Origin of the sequence: Pseudomonas sp. QE6, assembly GCF_041379005.1 — a bacterium.
Taxonomy (GTDB): domain Bacteria; phylum Pseudomonadota; class Gammaproteobacteria; order Pseudomonadales; family Pseudomonadaceae; genus Pseudomonas.
In genome coordinates this window covers 5,059,485-5,073,351 of record NZ_CP166873.1, presented here as the reverse complement: position 1 = coordinate 5,073,351, position 13,867 = coordinate 5,059,485, and the positions used below count along the sequence as shown (strand labels likewise).

Below are 13,867 nucleotides of genomic sequence, written 5' to 3'. Positions count from 1 at the left end.
CAAGGCTTCCCCGCGAACGGCCTTTCGGCTATGTTTGCGCACCCTTCTGGAGCCCCTATGCCGCGCCCCGCCTGGACTCACTTCGCCTACCAGCTGATCGAACCCGATGAGCAGCTGGATCTGTTCGCCTGCCGCGAGGTCCGGGTGCACCTTGTCGCGCGCCAGCTGGAACTGGGAACGCCGGCCGACCGCACGCTCTGCGGCAGCCTGCTGCCGGCCCAGCCCCTCTGGCGCGGGCTTGAGAAGCCGCTGCTGCGCGACCGCCGCGTGTGCAGCGCCTGCCTGAAACAACTGGAACAGGAAAAGCGCGGCGCGCGGGCCTCCTGGCTCATCTGATATCTCCCAGTGACGCGGTTCGCAGTGGTAAACTGATCCCCCTTTGCCCATTGCCCATGTCAAGGATTCTCGGATGTTGTCGCGCGTCATTGCCGCCTGCTCGCTGTCCTTAGCCGCGTTGCTCTCGGCCCCCGTTTCCGCCATTGAATTGCCACTGCCGGCACCGGGCGACGATATCGTCGGTCAGGTCCAGGTGATCAAGGCCAAGTACGAAGACACCTTCGCCGACCTCGGCGAGAAGTATGGCCTCGGCTACTCCGAGATGCTCGCCGCCAACCCGGGCGTCGATGCCTGGCTGCCGGGCGTGGGCACCGAAGTGATCATTCCGACCCGCTTCATCCTTCCGCCGGGACCGCGCGAAGGCGTGGTGATCAACCTGGCCGAATACCGCCTGTACTACTTCCCTAAGGACAAGGGCGTCGTCTACACCTATGCCCTGGGCATCGGTCGTGAGGGCTGGGGTTCGCCGGTTGGCAGCACTACCGTTATCGCCAAGACCAAGGACCCGGCCTGGTATCCGCCGGCCTCGATCCGCGCCGAGCACGCTGCCGATGGCGACCCGTTGCCAGCCGTGGTTCCGGCAGGTCCGGACAATCCGCTGGGCCCGTACAAGATGAGCCTGGGCTTCCACGGCTACCTGATCCACGGTTCGAACAAGAAGTTCGGTATCGGTACCCGCACCAGCCACGGCTGCTTCCGCATGTACAACTGGGACGTGACCCAGCTGTTCTCGATGATTCCGGTGGGCACCAAGGTGCGCATCATCAACGAGCCATACAAGTTCGGTCGTAGCGAAGGCAAGATCTATCTCGAAGCCCATGCGCCGATCGACGACAACGGCAATCCGTCGGTGGTCGACAAGCACACTGCGGTGATCAATGCGCTGCTCAAGCGCGAAGACATCGCCAGTCAGATGCAGATGGACTGGAACGTGGTGCGTGAGGTCGTGGCCGCTGAAGATGGTCTGCCGGTCGCCATTGCCCAGCCGCAAGCGCAGCAGGATGCGCCGGTTGCCGCTACGGTCGATCAGGACGCCATGCAGTTGCAGTAACTCGTACTGCTTCGAAAGAGCCCGCTTCGAGCGGGCTTTTTCTTGCGCGCGTTTTCTGTGGGCATAAAAAAACCGACCCCGAAGGGTCGGTTTTTTAACAGATCCGAAGATCTATTACTTGCGGCTGGCTTTGTCCAGCATGCGCAGAGCGCGCTCGTTAGCCTCGTCAGCGGTCTGCTGGGCTTTCTGAGCGGCGGCCAGAGCTTCGTCAGCCTTGCGATAGGCTTCGTCAGCACGGGCTTGAGCGCGAGCAGCAGCGTCTTCAGTAGCAGTCAGACGAGCTTCGGTTTCTTTCGAGTGGCTGCTGCAACCGGTGGCCAGAACAGCAGCCAGAGCCAGAGCAGAGAATTTCAGAACGTTGTTCATCGTGTTCCCCTTAAGGTGGACATTTCCATTAAAAGCAATCTCCCATGACTGGGAAATTAGCCGGACTACATAGTACCCATTACTTGTAGTAAGTAAACTGACCGGACGCAAGTACGGCACTTTTTTTTCATGTTAGGTCGGTATTTGCAGTTGTCCGAGGCGGAATTGGGCAAAAACTGTCCAATTTGGCAAAGGAGTGTTTCCAATGGGTGTCAGGCGGGAGGGGAGTCCCTCTCCGCTGATGGGGTGTCGGACTGTCGGATGACTGTCGACAATGCTCGAACAACTGTTTAAGCGTCGTAATGCAGTTGACCAACTAGTGGCAACTTGCAAGAGGGGAAGAAAGTGTTAGCGCATAACGAAAGAAGCCCGGCTAATTGCTTAGCCGGGCTTCTTTCATGATCTGGCGGTGAGGGAGGGATTCGAACCCTCGATACGATTTCTCGTATACACACTTTCCAGGCGTGCTCCTTCAACCGCTCGGACACCTCACCAGATTTCTCGACAGCGCTGTGTCTGTCGAGGCGCGCACTTTACTCAAAGGTTTTCCCAAACGCAAATGTTTTTTTCAACGGATTCATCGGCTTAAGGAGAAAAGGCCGGATCGCGGCTACACTGGCGCCTTCTATGAGGCTGGGCGCAAGCGTATGGCGAGTTGGGACATCTTCTGCAGCGTAGTCGACAACTATGGCGACATCGGCGTTACCTGGCGTCTGGCTCGCCAGTTGGCGACCGAACATGGGCAAGCGGTGCGCCTGTGGGTGGATGACCTGGCAGCGTTCGTGCGCATCTGTCCCCAGGCCGACGCACAGGCGCGATCGCAACAGCAGTCAGGCGTGGACGTTCGGCATTGGCCGGAAGTCTGGCAGGACACCGACGCGACGGATGTGGTGATCGAGGCCTTCGCCTGCTCGATGCCGCCTGCCTATATAGAAGCAATGACCCGGCGGCCGAAACCATCGTTGTGGCTGAACCTCGAATACCTCAGTGCCGAGCCCTGGGTGGAGTCCTGCCATGGATTGCCGTCGATGCAGCCCAACGGCCTGCAGAAGTACTTCTATTTCCCCGGCTTCACACCGTCCACCGGCGGACTGCTGCGCGAGGGCGATCTGATTCGGCGTCGGGATGCCTTCCAGGCCGATCCCGCCAGCAGCGTTCGTTTCCTCGAAAGCCTCGGTGTGCAGGTGCGCGACGGGGAGCGGCGCATTTCCCTGTTCGCCTATGAGAACCCCGGACTCGCCGGCTGGCTGGACGCCCTGGCCGGGGGCGTGACGCCAACCCTGCTGCTGGTACCCGAAGGTCGGGTGCTGGCCGACGTCCAGCGCTGGGCGCAGCAGTCGCTGGGGGTAGGGCAGGTCTGCGAGCGCGGCGCGCTGCGTGTGCAGGTGCTGCCGTTCGTCCGCCAGGAGGACTACGACCCGTTGCTGTGGAGCTGCGACATCAACGCGGTGCGTGGTGAGGATTCCTTCGTCCGCGCGCAGTGGGCAGGGCGCCCCTTCGTCTGGCACATCTACCAGCAGGACGAGGACGTTCACCTGGAAAAGCTGGAGGCCTTCTTGGCGCTGTTCGCCGAGGGCATGGACGATGGGCTGCGGCAGGCGCTGAGCGATTTCTGGCTGGCCTGGAATGGGCGCGGCGAGGTCGGCAAGACCTGGCGGAGGCTGGAGGAGCGGCTGCCGGAGTGGTCCGCCTGGATTGGAAATTGGCAGCGGCATCTGACCGAACAAACCGATCTTGCGGCGGGGCTGGTGTGTTTTTATACAAATTGGCTATGATATGGCCCCTGTTTTTTGTCTCCAATCCAATCGGATAATCGTATGAAAACCGCACAAGAGTTCCGCGCTGGCCAGGTTGCCAACATCAATGGCGCCCCCTGGGTCATCCAGAAGGCCGAGTTCAACAAATCCGGCCGTAACTCCGCGGTCGTCAAGATGAAGCTGAAGAACCTGCTGACCGGTGCTGGCACCGAGACCGTGTTCAAGGCCGACGACAAGCTGGAGCCGATCATCCTCGACCGTAAGGAAGTGACCTACTCCTACTTCGCGGACCCGCTGTATGTCTTCATGGACACCGAGTTCAACCAGTACGAGATCGAGAAAGACGATCTGGAAGGCGTGCTGACCTTCATCGAAGACGGCATGACCGACGTCTGCGAAGCGGTGTTCTACAACGAGAAAGTGATCTCCGTTGAACTGCCGACCACCATCGTTCGCGAAATCGTCTACACCGAGCCGGCTGTCCGTGGCGACACTTCCGGTAAAGTGATGAAGACCGCTCGCCTGAAGAACGGTGCTGAGCTGCAGGTTTCCGCGTTCTGCGAAATCGGCGACTCGATCGAAATCGATACCCGCACTGGCGAGTACAAGTCCCGCGTCAAGGCCTGAGCCTGAACCGAGACAAGAAAAAGCCCGGCTGATGCCGGGCTTTTTCGTTTCTGCCGTCTGGCTTTCTCAGACGCTCACGTTCAGACGTACGTCGATGTTGCCGCGGGTGGCGTTGGAGTAGGGGCAGACCTGGTGGGCCTTGGCGACCAGGTCCTCGGCTTCGGCCTGATCCAGGCCCGGCAGGTTGATATTCAGTTCCACTTCCAGGCCGAACCCGCCCGGGATCTGGCCGATGCCGACCTTGCCGGTGATCGAGGCGTCGGCCGGGATCTGCTTCTTGCTCTGGCTGGCGACGAACTTGATGGCGCCGATGAAGCAGGCCGAGTAACCGGCGGCGAACAGCTGTTCCGGGTTGGTGGCTTCGCCACCCTGGCCGCCCAGTTCGCGCGGGGTGCTCAGTTTCACGTCGAGAATGCCGTCCGAGGAAATGGCGCGACCGTCGCGGCCTCCGGTAGCGGTAGCGGTGGCGGTGTAGAGGGCTTTGATGGTTTGCATGGCGGTGTCTCCGATTGTCTTGCTGGTTAATATCTTGTGCACTAAGCAGTGCGTGGGGTGAAAATTAGTTCGATTTAATTTTGCGCGCAAGATAATTTTCGGAAGATTTCGGACTAAAGAACGGTGTGCCCAGGCATAAGCCCGGATTACGGGCCTTGCAGCTGTTCGCGCAGCTCCACCAGTTCCTGCTGGAGGCGTTGGAGCTTTTCCAACGTTAGACGGCTGCTGGCGAGGATGCAGCCCGGAATGCTCTCCGCCTGTCGGCGAAGGTCACGGCCCTTGTCGGTCAGGTGCAACTGCACCACGCGCTCGTCGGCCTGGCTGCGGGTGCGGGTGATCAGGCCCTCGGCTTCCAGGCGCTTGAGCAGCGGGGTGAGGGAACCGGGATCGGTGAGCATCCGCGCGCTGATCTCGCCCACGGTGATGCCGTCTCCCTCCCACAGCACCAGCATGGCAATGTATTGCGGGTAGGTGAGCCCCAGTGCCTGCAGCAGCGGCTTGTAGACCTTGGTCATCTGCAGGGAGGTGGAGTAGAGGGCGAAGCACAGCTGGTTGTCGAGCTTGAGTGCTTCGCAGGTCGTATCGGGCTGGGCCATCGCAGTCTCCTGGTCGGCGCCCCTGGCAGATGCCGGGGCGAATGCCGAGATGAACAGGTAATTGCGCATTAATTTAGCGCGATGGCTATTTGTTGAACAGCGGCCGCGTGGATTCCCGGCTGTAGAGACGATCGCAACCCGCGTCAGGCGCGGAAGCCTTCGACGATGTACTCCGCCAGTTTGTCCGTGACCGGAGTCATGTGTGTCCCGCGCAGCAGCACGATGCTGGCATTGGGCAACTGCGGCAGTCCCTCGTCCTCACCCAGGATGCGCAGGTTGCCGGTGAGCAGGCTGCGCAATTGCGCAGTCACCGCCAGCCCGGCGCTGGCCACGGCGAAGAGTGCCGACAGGCTCGGGCTGCTGTAGGCGATGCGGTAATCCACCTCCATGGCCTCCAGTGCATTGCAGGCCCAGGCGCGGCAGAAGCAGGCGGTGTTGAACATCGCCAGCGGCAGGGGGCGCTGGTCCTGCGGACAGAAACTCTCGGCAGCCATCCAGACGAAGGGCTCCTGGCGCAACAGCTGGCCAATCTCGGTTCCCGGTTCGCGGGTGACGATGGACAGGTCCAGGTCATTGCGCAGCAGCAGCTGTGCCGAGGACTCGCAGTGCACCTCGACCTGCACCAGCGGGTAGGCTTCGGCGAAGCGCGAGAGGATCTCCGGCAGGAAGCGCATCACGTAGTCGTCCGGCGTGCCGATCTTCACCGCACCGACCATGTGCGGCTGGCGGAAGGTGTTGAACACCTCGCCCTGCAGGCGCAGGATGCGCCGCGCAAAGCCCAGCAGTACCTGGCCCTCCGGCGTCAGGCGCACCTGGCGTCCATCACGCTCGAACAGCGAGCGTTCCAGCACGTCCTCTTCCAGGCGTTTCATCTGCATGCTCACCGCCGACTGGGTGCGGTTGACCACCTCGGCGGCGCGGGTGAAGCCGCCGTGATCGGCGATGGCGACAAAGGTGCGCAGCAGTTCGCTGTCGATACTCGGGAAGCTGCTCATTCATCAATCTCCGAGATGGGTCGCATAAGAATGATTCGTTGGATTGATCTTAGCGCCGGCGCGAGACTGCATCCAGGCCCACACGGAGGGAATCACGATGAAAGGTCAACTGGGTTTCGTATCGATGTCCTATCACACCCACAAGACGCCGGCCGCACCGCTGTGGAAACGAGCCCTGCAGCGGTTGCTACAGTGGCAGGAGCTGGCTCGCCAGCGCCGCGTGCTGGCCAGCATGAGCGATGAGGCGCTCAAGGATATCGGCCTGAGTCGTGCCGATATCCAGGAGGAAATCGAGCGTCCGTTCTGGATCGATCACCTGAGACGTTGATCTGTACGGGCGGCACGCGAGATCGTGCCGCCCGCCGTTGTTCCGAATGAACCACTTTGCCAGGGAATGCCCATGTCTTCGCACTACCATCTCGCCCAGGTCAATATCGCCAAGGCTCGCGCACCGCTGGACCACCCCGTGATGAAAGGCTTCGTCGATCAGCTGGATCACATCAACCGGCTGGCCGAGTCGAGCCCCGGGTTCGTCTGGCGCTTGCAGACCGATGAGGGCGATGCCACCGCCATTCGCGCCTTCGACGATCCGCTGATCATCGTCAACCTGTCGGTGTGGGAATCGGTCGAGGCGCTGCGCGAGTACGTCTATGGCGGCGAGCACCTGGCCGTGCTGCGCCAGAAGCGCGACTGGATGGAGAAGCTGCCGACGCCGAGCCTGGCGCTGTGGTGGGTGCCAGCGGGAACGCTGCCCGATGCGCGGTTGGCGCGGCACAAGCTGGAGCTGTTGCAGGCGCAGGGCGCGTCGCCGCAAGTGTTCACCTTTGCCCGGCCATTCCCGATGCCCGAACGCATCGGTGAGCCGGCCTGATGCACTCAGCCCCTTCGTTTGGCGCTAGGCTCTAGGACACTTTCAGCCCTGGAGTCCACCGATGCCGATGGTCGAGTCGCTGTCCCTCAAGCAAGCCCGCCGCCTGGCCCTGGCCGCCCAGGGTTTCACCCTGCGCAGGCCCGGCGGGGAGGTGCAGCGCCGCCATGTACGAGGCCTGCTGGAGCGCCTGGGTGTACTGCAGATCGACTCGGTGAACGCTCTGGTGCGCTCGCACTACCTGCCGCTGTTCTCGCGCCTGGGCAACTACTCGCCAACCCTGCTGGAGGAAGCGGCCTGGAGTGCCGGACGGCATCGGCGACTGTTCGAGTACTGGGGCCACGAAGCCTCGCTCCTGCCGCTGGAGCTCTATCCGCTGATGCGCTGGCGCATGCGCCGAGCCTCTGAAGGGCGCGGCATCTATCAGCAGCTGGCGCGCTTCGGCCGCGAGCAGCAACCGGTGATCCAGCGCGTGCTGAATGCCGTGCGCGAGCAGGGCGCACTGGGCGCCGGCAGCCTGAATACCCGCGAGGAGCGTGCCGGTCCCTGGTGGGACTGGAGCGACGAGAAGCATGCGCTGGAGTGGCTGTTCGCCGCTGGCGAGGTGACGGTGGCCGGACGTCGCGGCTTCGAACGGCTCTACGACCTGCCCGAGCGGGTCCTGCCGTCCGCCGTCCTCGATCAGCCCGACCTTGAGGAAGCCGAGGCACAGCGCCGGCTGCTGCTGCATTCGGCGCAGGCGCTGGGCGTCGCCACCGAGAAGGACCTGCGGGACTACTTCCGCCTGGAGCCGGCCGACAGCAAGGCACGCCTGGCCGAGCTGGTGGAAGGGGGCGATCTGCTGCCGGTGCGGGTACAGGGCTGGCAGGCGCCGGGTTACTGCCTGGCCGATGCGGTCATTCCGCGCAAGGTGCGCGCCAGTGCCTTGCTCTCGCCCTTCGATTCGCTGGTGTGGGAGCGCGCGCGGACCGAGCGCCTGTTCGATTTCCGTTATCGCCTGGAGATCTACACGCCGCAGCACAAGCGCGTCTACGGCTACTACGTGCTGCCGTTCCTGTTCGACGAGCAGCTGGTGGCGCGGGTCGACCTGCGATCCGATCGCGTGGCGGGAAGGCTGGTGGTGCACGCCGTCCACGAGGAGGCGAAGGGGCCGAGAGAGGAGGGCTGGATCGCGCTGGCGCAGCAGCTTGGCGAAATGGCGAATTGGCTGGGGCTGGAGCGCGTGGAGGTGAATTGCCGGCGGCCGCCGGGCGTGCGCCTGCAGACGCTGCTGGCGGCGGCCTGAAAGGGGGGCGAGCCTCGCAAGGAGGCCCGTCGGGTAAGTCACGGGTGTTGGCGATGCCTCGGCATCAGCGCCGCACCTGCTTCAGGGTTTCCGCAATCAGGAAGGCCAGCTCCAGGGACTGGTCGGCATTCAGGCGCGGGTCGCAATGGGTGTGGTAGCGATCGCTCAGCCCGGCCTCGGTGATCGGGCGGGCACCGCCGATGCACTCGGTGACGTTCTGCCCGGTCATCTCGATGTGGATGCCGCCGGCATAGCTGCCCTCGGCCTGGTGCACCTCGAAGAACTGCCGCACCTCGGTGAGCACGCGTGCGAAGTCGCGGGTCTTGTAGCCGCTGGAGGCCTTGATGGTGTTGCCGTGCATGGGGTCGGAACTCCACAGCACCTGCTTGCCTTCGCGCTGTACGGTCTGGATCAGGCGCGGCAGGCCATCGCCGACCTTGTCGGCGCCCATGCGCACGATGAGGTTGAGACGGCCGGGGTCGTTGTCCGGGTTGAGGATATCGATCAGGCGAATCAGCTCCTCGCTGTCCATGCTCGGGCCGACCTTCACGCCGATGGGGTTGCCCACGCCGCGCAGCATTTCCACATGGGCGCCGTCGAGCTGGCGGGTACGGTCGCCGATCCACAGCATGTGCGCCGAGCAGTCGTACCAGTCGCCGGTCAGGCTGTCGCGGCGGATGAAGGCTTCCTCGTAGTTCAGCAGCAGCGCTTCATGGGCGGTGAAGAAGCTGGTTTCGCGCAGTTGCGGCGCGGTGTCCAGGCCACAGGCGCGCATGAAGGCGAGGGTTTCGTCGATGCGGTCGGCCAACTGCTGGTAGCGCTCGGACAGCGCCGAGTTGGCGATGAAGTCCAGGTTCCACTGGTGCACCTGGTGCAGGTCGGCGAAGCCGCCGCCGGCGAAGGCGCGCAGCAGGTTCAGCGAGGCGGTGGACTGGTGGTAGGCCTGCAGCAGGCGCTCCGGGTCCGGCACGCGGCTCTTCTCGTCGAAGCCGATGCCGTTGACGATGTCGCCGCGATAGGCGGGGAGGGTCACGCCATTGATGGTTTCCTCGCCGGAGGAGCGCGGCTTGGCGAACTGCCCGGCCATGCGCCCGACCTTCACCACCGGGCAGCCGGCGGCGAAGGTCATCACCACGGCCATCTGCAGCAGCACCTTGAAGGTGTCGCGGATCTTCGCCGCGGAGAACTCGGCGAAGCTCTCGGCGCAGTCGCCGCCCTGCAGCAGGAAGGCGCGTCCGGCGGTGACTTCGGCGAACTGCCGGCGCAGCTCGCGGGCTTCACCGGCGAACACCAGCGGCGGGAAGCCGGCCAGGGTGCGTTCGACGTCGCCCAGGTGCGCGGCGTCGGGATAGGCGGGTTGTTGCTGGATCGGCTTGCTTCTCCAGCTCTCGGGACTCCAGGGCAGGCTCATCGGTGGCTCGTTCGCGGCTATGGGCGGTGAAGGCTCATGGTATCAGCTCGCCCCGCGCGCGGCGCGTTCCTGGTGCGCCCTCAGTGCGCGGGCAGCGGTTGCAGCGGCCCGGTATGCGGCAGGTCGCGGCGCAGCTCGGCGATATGTTCGCGCACGCTGCGGCGATAGCTGTCCTTGTCCACGTAGTGGGCCATGCGTTCCAGCGGCAGGTACTGGTAGCCGCCGTCGATGCGCTGCCCGGCGAGCATCCGTTTCAGGTGGCGGAAGCGCTCGGCGGCCGGGTTGCCGGCCGCCAGTTGGCGGATGTACAGGGCGACCAGCTCGGCCTGTTCGGCGCGCCCCTGCCAGCCGAGGCCGGAGGCTTCGAGCATGCCGAGCATGAACAGGTCGTCGTACTGCGGGTGGAAGGCATTGAGGTACAGCTGCGGCGCAGCGCAGTCCCGGGGCCAGTTGAGCAGCGCGCGGTCGATGAAGGGGTAGTCCAGGTGATAGCCGGTGGCGAACAGGATCAGGTCGTACTCCTGACGCTCGCCATCGCTGAACACCACGCGTCGCCCGTCCAGGCTGCGCACGTCGCGGCGGGCGCGGATGTCGCCGTGGGCGAGGTGGTGCAGCACCAGCGAATTCACCACCGGGTGCGATTCGTACAGGCGGTGGTCGGGATCGGGCAGGCCGTAGTCCGACGGGCGACCGATCAGCAGGCGCAGCAGCGCCGCATCCAGCCGTTGCTTGAGTGGGCGCGGCAGGCGAACCCGGTTGCCGAAGGTGTCGATCGGCCGGCCCAGGCAGAACTTGGGCAGGAAGTAATAACCGCGGCGCACCGAGAGGTCCACGGAGCGCGCGCGGTGCACGGCATCCACCGCGATGTCGCAGGCGGAGTTGCCGCAGCCGACGATCAGCACGCGTTTGCCTTCGAAGCAGTCGGCGCTGCGGTACTGGCTGGCGTGGAGGATTTCGCCGGTGAATTCGCCGGGCAGTTCCGGCTGGTTGGGCGTGTGCAGGGTGCCATTGGCAATCAGCACGCCATCGAACAGTCCTTCGTGTACTTCGCCGTTGCGTTCGCAGCGCAGCCGCCAGCCGCGTTCCTGGCGGAGCAGGGCGGTGACCCGGGTGTTGAAACGGTAGTGGGCGTGCAGGCCATGGTGCCGTGCGTAGGCGCGGAAATAGCGCAGCACCTGGGTGTGGTGCGGATAAGGGGGGGCGTCCATGTCCATGGGGAAGTCGTCGAACTGGGTCGTGTCCCTGGAAGAGATCAGGTGTGCGGAGTGGTAGAGGGTGCTGTGGGGATTGTCGATGTCCCACAGGCCGCCGACGTCGCCGTGCTGTTCGAAACCGGTGAAGGGGATGCCGTACTTCTGCAACTGGCGGGCGGCGGCGAGGCCGGCCGGACCCGCACCGATAATGGCATACATGCTCGGTTGTGCCTCTTGGGCTGTTATTCTTGCGGCTTTCGGGCCTGGCAGCCGGTTCCTGGCTGCTCAGGCGACCCACGCCTGCTTTTGAAGGATTATCACGTGCTTCAGCCCTCGCAGTTCAATGGCAATCCGCGCCGTCTGTGCATCCTGGCGGATCGCAATGTCACAGTTGCCTTCCGGGGGGCGTGGGCATGAGCGAGGAGCATCGGGTCGAAGAGCGCCTGATCGTCGAGGAGCGCGATGCGTTCGGCGTGATCCGGGTGGTGGAGAATGGTGACTTCCGTTACCTGGAATTCGGCGACGAGGTCGAGCAGAGCTGCGTGCTGATGCAGGACCCCAGCTGGCTGGAGTACGACTACTCGCGGGCCATGCTGCTCGGCGCGCTGTGCCACGCGCGTCCGCGCCGCGCGCTGTTCCTGGGCTTCGGCGCCGGCAGCCTGACCCAGGCCTGCCTGAAGTACCTGCCGCTGGAGGAGGTGGAGGCCATCGAGCTGCGCCCGTCGATTCCCCGGCTGGCTCGCGAGCACCTGGGGCTGGGCGATGATCCGCGCCTGAACCTGCGTATCGGCGATGCGGTCGAGGAACTGCAGCGCTGCGAGCCGGCGGACCTGATCTTCCTGGATCTCTACACCGACACGGGCCCCGCGCCTGCGCATATCGCCTGGGATTTCCTCGGCGCCTGCCGCGAGCGACTGCGTCCCGGCGGCTGGCTGGTGATCAATCAGTGGAGCACCGATGATGGCCGCCCGCTGGGGGCCGCGCTGTTGCGTGGGCGTTTCCATCGCCACTACTGGGAGTGTTCGGTACCGGAGGGCAATGTGATCGTCTTCGTGCCCGCCGAGCTGGACCAGGAGCTCAACCTGCGGGCCTTGAAGAAGCGCGTGGCGAGCCTTGAACCGAAGCTGGGCTACCCGCTGCGCGGCTACATCGACTCGCTGTGCCCGGCGCAGTGAGCCGGGCAAGCGTCCTCAGGGGATCTGGTAGCTGAACGCGAAGTTCAGGCGCGGGCTGCGCTCATTGTTGTCCAGCGCGCGGTCACCAAAGGGCTTGGCCACTTCCAGCGATACCAGGTAGTGCTTGCGGTTGGTCAGGCGTACGCCGACGGCTGCCGAACCGAGCTTGGCGTCGGGCAGGCCGTCCTGGGTGTAGTGGGTGCGGGCGGTGTCCACCACCGCGTAGGGCTGGATCTGGTTGAGCACCACGCTCTGGCGCAGGAAGGAGTAGTTCACCTCGTAGGCCGCGCCCCAGCCCTTGTCGCCTGTGGCCTGGTCGTCTGGATAGCCGCGGCCGAAGTTCGCACCGCCGTAGGTGACCTGCTCCGAGTCGGGCAGCACGTCATCGGTCCACTGGAAGCCGGCCGTGACCACGCCTTGCCAGCGGTCGGTGAACTGATCCTGCTGGGCGCCGTAGCCCAGCACGCGGGTGAAGTCCTTGCGGATCGGTTTCTCGGCCTCCGCACCCATGCCGTTCAGGCCCTGGTAGACCGCCAGACTGCCGGCGCGCACGCGCTTGCTGGCGAACTGCTGGACCACGGTGTCCACGCCAACGACGCGCAGCTTGCTCTTCTGCTCGACGCGGTAGGGGATGTTCGGCACCACCAGGTCGTAACGGCTGGTGTCGTTCACCGTGTAGCCGCGCAGGTTCACGTCCCAGGTCAGGTCGCGGCGCAGCACCAGTGGAATGCCGAGGCCCGCGTTGACCCGTTCGTTCTCCCGCTTGCGGGCGAACACCAGGCCGTTGGCCAGGCGCAGCTGGTCGTCCGGCGTGGAGTTGTAGTGGCTGTAGCCGGCCGTCAGTTGCAGGCCGTTGTCGCCCAGCAACTGGCTGTAGTTCCAGGCGCGGTAATACTCGTGATCCTCGCCGGGCGGGTAGAGGTAGCTGAACTGCAGTTGTTCGCCCCAGCCGAGCAGCGACTTCACCTCGGCGGAGAGCAGGCCGCGCTGTTCGCCGTGGCGTGAGTCCAGGTTGGCGCCGGTGTTGAAGCGCTTGCTCTGGCCGGCCAGCTCCAGCACCGCGCCGCCGTCGTTGGTGGTGGGTGGCTTGAGCGCCATCGCCAACTGCAGGCCAGGTACGCGGTTCATCAGCACGCTGAAGCGTTCGAAACTTTCGCGGGTCAGCGGCCGTTCGGCCTTCAGGCGGGCGATCCAGCGGTCCACCCGAGCCTGGTGGGCGCCCAGGTCGCCGCTGCTGCGGACCTCCTTGATATGGCCTTCGACCAGCACGATGCGCGCGACCCCACCACGAAAGTCCTGGTTTGGCACATAGGCGAAGGAGATGAAAAAGCCGTCGTTCTGGTAACGCTGGGTGATGGCCTTGGCCGCCGCCACCAGTTCGCTGACCTGGATCGGTCTCCGGGTCAGCGGTTCCAGCAACGGACGCCAGGTGTCCAGCGGGTAGTGGCCGCCGCCGGCGATCTCGATGCGCTTGAGCTGGATGCGTTTCTGCAGGATCTGGCCGGGTTGTTCGGCCTCGGGCGCGGGAGCGGTGACCTTGGGCGCCGTCGGGCGCAGTTCGCCGCCGGGCAGGTTGGGTCGGGGCAGGGTCTGTTCGATATCGGAGCCGGGGAGTTGGATCGGGCGCTCGGCCCAGGCGAGGGGTGTTGCCAACAGCAGGGTCAAGGTGGCGAGTTTGCGCATCTGGCTCCTCCATGAGTCCGACTTCAGCG

The 13,867-nt window shown here is 64.5% G+C and carries 15 protein-coding genes and 1 tRNA gene; 8 read left to right on the top strand and 8 right to left on the bottom strand.

Annotated features, from left to right (window positions below; translation table 11 throughout):
- The first annotated feature begins 57 nt into the window (after positions 1 to 57).
- Both ACAW63_RS23165 and ACAW63_RS23160 read left to right on the top strand, forming a co-directional pair.
- Complete coding sequence (locus tag ACAW63_RS23165) at positions 58 to 336, top strand: hypothetical protein (protein ID WP_371229261.1); 279 nt, start codon at positions 58 to 60, stop codon at positions 334 to 336.
- A 73-nt stretch (positions 337 to 409) separates the two neighbouring features.
- Positions 410 to 1,387: a L,D-transpeptidase family protein gene (locus tag ACAW63_RS23160; protein ID WP_371229258.1), complete on the top strand. Its 978-nt coding sequence runs from the start codon at positions 410 to 412 to the stop codon at positions 1,385 to 1,387.
- A gap of 114 nt (positions 1,388 to 1,501) precedes the next feature.
- On the opposite strand, the gene oprI is transcribed toward ACAW63_RS23160, so the two are convergent.
- Positions 1,502 to 1,753 carry an outer membrane lipoprotei OprI gene (gene oprI, locus ACAW63_RS23155; RefSeq protein WP_017517003.1) on the bottom strand — a complete coding sequence of 84 codons (252 nt, stop codon included), beginning with the start codon at positions 1,751 to 1,753 and terminating at the stop codon, positions 1,502 to 1,504.
- Positions 1,754 to 2,157: 404 nt separating this feature from the next.
- Positions 2,158 to 2,247, bottom strand: a tRNA-Ser gene (locus ACAW63_RS23150).
- 153 nt (positions 2,248 to 2,400) lie between these two features.
- Between ACAW63_RS23150 and earP the strand changes: the two genes are divergently transcribed.
- Together earP and efp are read left to right on the top strand one after the other, a co-directional pair.
- Positions 2,401 to 3,528, top strand: coding sequence for an elongation factor P maturation arginine rhamnosyltransferase EarP (gene earP / locus ACAW63_RS23145; protein ID WP_371229255.1), 1,128 nt, complete (start codon positions 2,401 to 2,403; stop codon positions 3,526 to 3,528).
- A 42-nt stretch (positions 3,529 to 3,570) separates the two neighbouring features.
- On the top strand, positions 3,571 to 4,137 hold the full coding sequence (gene efp / locus ACAW63_RS23140) for an elongation factor P (RefSeq protein ID WP_254475989.1): 567 nt from the start codon (positions 3,571 to 3,573) through the stop codon (positions 4,135 to 4,137).
- A 66-nt stretch (positions 4,138 to 4,203) separates the two neighbouring features.
- On the opposite strand, the gene ACAW63_RS23135 is transcribed toward efp, so the two are convergent.
- From ACAW63_RS23135 to ACAW63_RS23125, 3 genes are all read right to left on the bottom strand, one after another.
- Positions 4,204 to 4,632 carry an organic hydroperoxide resistance protein gene (locus tag ACAW63_RS23135; RefSeq protein WP_331318985.1) on the bottom strand — a complete coding sequence of 143 codons (429 nt, stop codon included), beginning with the start codon at positions 4,630 to 4,632 and terminating at the stop codon, positions 4,204 to 4,206.
- Positions 4,633 to 4,778: 146 nt separating this feature from the next.
- Complete coding sequence (locus tag ACAW63_RS23130) at positions 4,779 to 5,228, bottom strand: MarR family winged helix-turn-helix transcriptional regulator (RefSeq protein ID WP_371229251.1); 450 nt, start codon at positions 5,226 to 5,228, stop codon at positions 4,779 to 4,781.
- Between the two features lie 143 nt (positions 5,229 to 5,371).
- Positions 5,372 to 6,223, bottom strand: a complete 852-nt coding sequence (locus ACAW63_RS23125) for a LysR substrate-binding domain-containing protein (RefSeq protein WP_370599741.1) — start codon at positions 6,221 to 6,223, stop codon at positions 5,372 to 5,374.
- A gap of 97 nt (positions 6,224 to 6,320) precedes the next feature.
- Here ACAW63_RS23125 and ACAW63_RS23120 point away from each other — a divergent pair, with 97 nt between their 5' ends.
- From ACAW63_RS23120 to ACAW63_RS23110, 3 genes are all read left to right on the top strand, one after another.
- On the top strand, positions 6,321 to 6,551 hold the full coding sequence (locus tag ACAW63_RS23120) for a DUF1127 domain-containing protein (RefSeq protein ID WP_347881008.1): 231 nt from the start codon (positions 6,321 to 6,323) through the stop codon (positions 6,549 to 6,551).
- Between the two features lie 72 nt (positions 6,552 to 6,623).
- Entirely contained in the window at positions 6,624 to 7,094 is a 471-nt protein-coding gene (locus tag ACAW63_RS23115; RefSeq protein ID WP_371229247.1) for a DUF3291 domain-containing protein, read from the top strand.
- A gap of 61 nt (positions 7,095 to 7,155) precedes the next feature.
- On the top strand, positions 7,156 to 8,376 hold the full coding sequence (locus ACAW63_RS23110; protein ID WP_371229244.1) for a winged helix-turn-helix domain-containing protein: 1,221 nt from the start codon (positions 7,156 to 7,158) through the stop codon (positions 8,374 to 8,376).
- 64 nt (positions 8,377 to 8,440) lie between these two features.
- On the opposite strand, the gene ACAW63_RS23105 is transcribed toward ACAW63_RS23110, so the two are convergent.
- Both ACAW63_RS23105 and ACAW63_RS23100 read right to left on the bottom strand, forming a co-directional pair.
- The gene (locus tag ACAW63_RS23105) at positions 8,441 to 9,787 is read right to left on the bottom strand and encodes a class II 3-deoxy-7-phosphoheptulonate synthase (protein ID WP_371229241.1); all 1,347 of its coding nucleotides are present in this window, start codon (positions 9,785 to 9,787) and stop codon (positions 8,441 to 8,443) included.
- Positions 9,788 to 9,867: 80 nt separating this feature from the next.
- Positions 9,868 to 11,199: a flavin-containing monooxygenase gene (locus ACAW63_RS23100; protein WP_371229238.1), complete on the bottom strand. Its 1,332-nt coding sequence runs from the start codon at positions 11,197 to 11,199 to the stop codon at positions 9,868 to 9,870.
- Positions 11,200 to 11,393: 194 nt separating this feature from the next.
- Here ACAW63_RS23100 and ACAW63_RS23095 point away from each other — a divergent pair, with 194 nt between their 5' ends.
- Positions 11,394 to 12,155 (top strand): spermidine synthase, encoded by a 762-nt coding sequence (locus tag ACAW63_RS23095; protein ID WP_371229235.1) that lies wholly within the window; start codon positions 11,394 to 11,396, stop codon positions 12,153 to 12,155.
- A 15-nt stretch (positions 12,156 to 12,170) separates the two neighbouring features.
- On the opposite strand, the gene ACAW63_RS23090 is transcribed toward ACAW63_RS23095, so the two are convergent.
- Entirely contained in the window at positions 12,171 to 13,838 is a 1,668-nt protein-coding gene (locus ACAW63_RS23090) for a ShlB/FhaC/HecB family hemolysin secretion/activation protein (protein WP_371229232.1), read from the bottom strand.
- Positions 13,839 to 13,867: the final 29 nt, after the last annotated feature.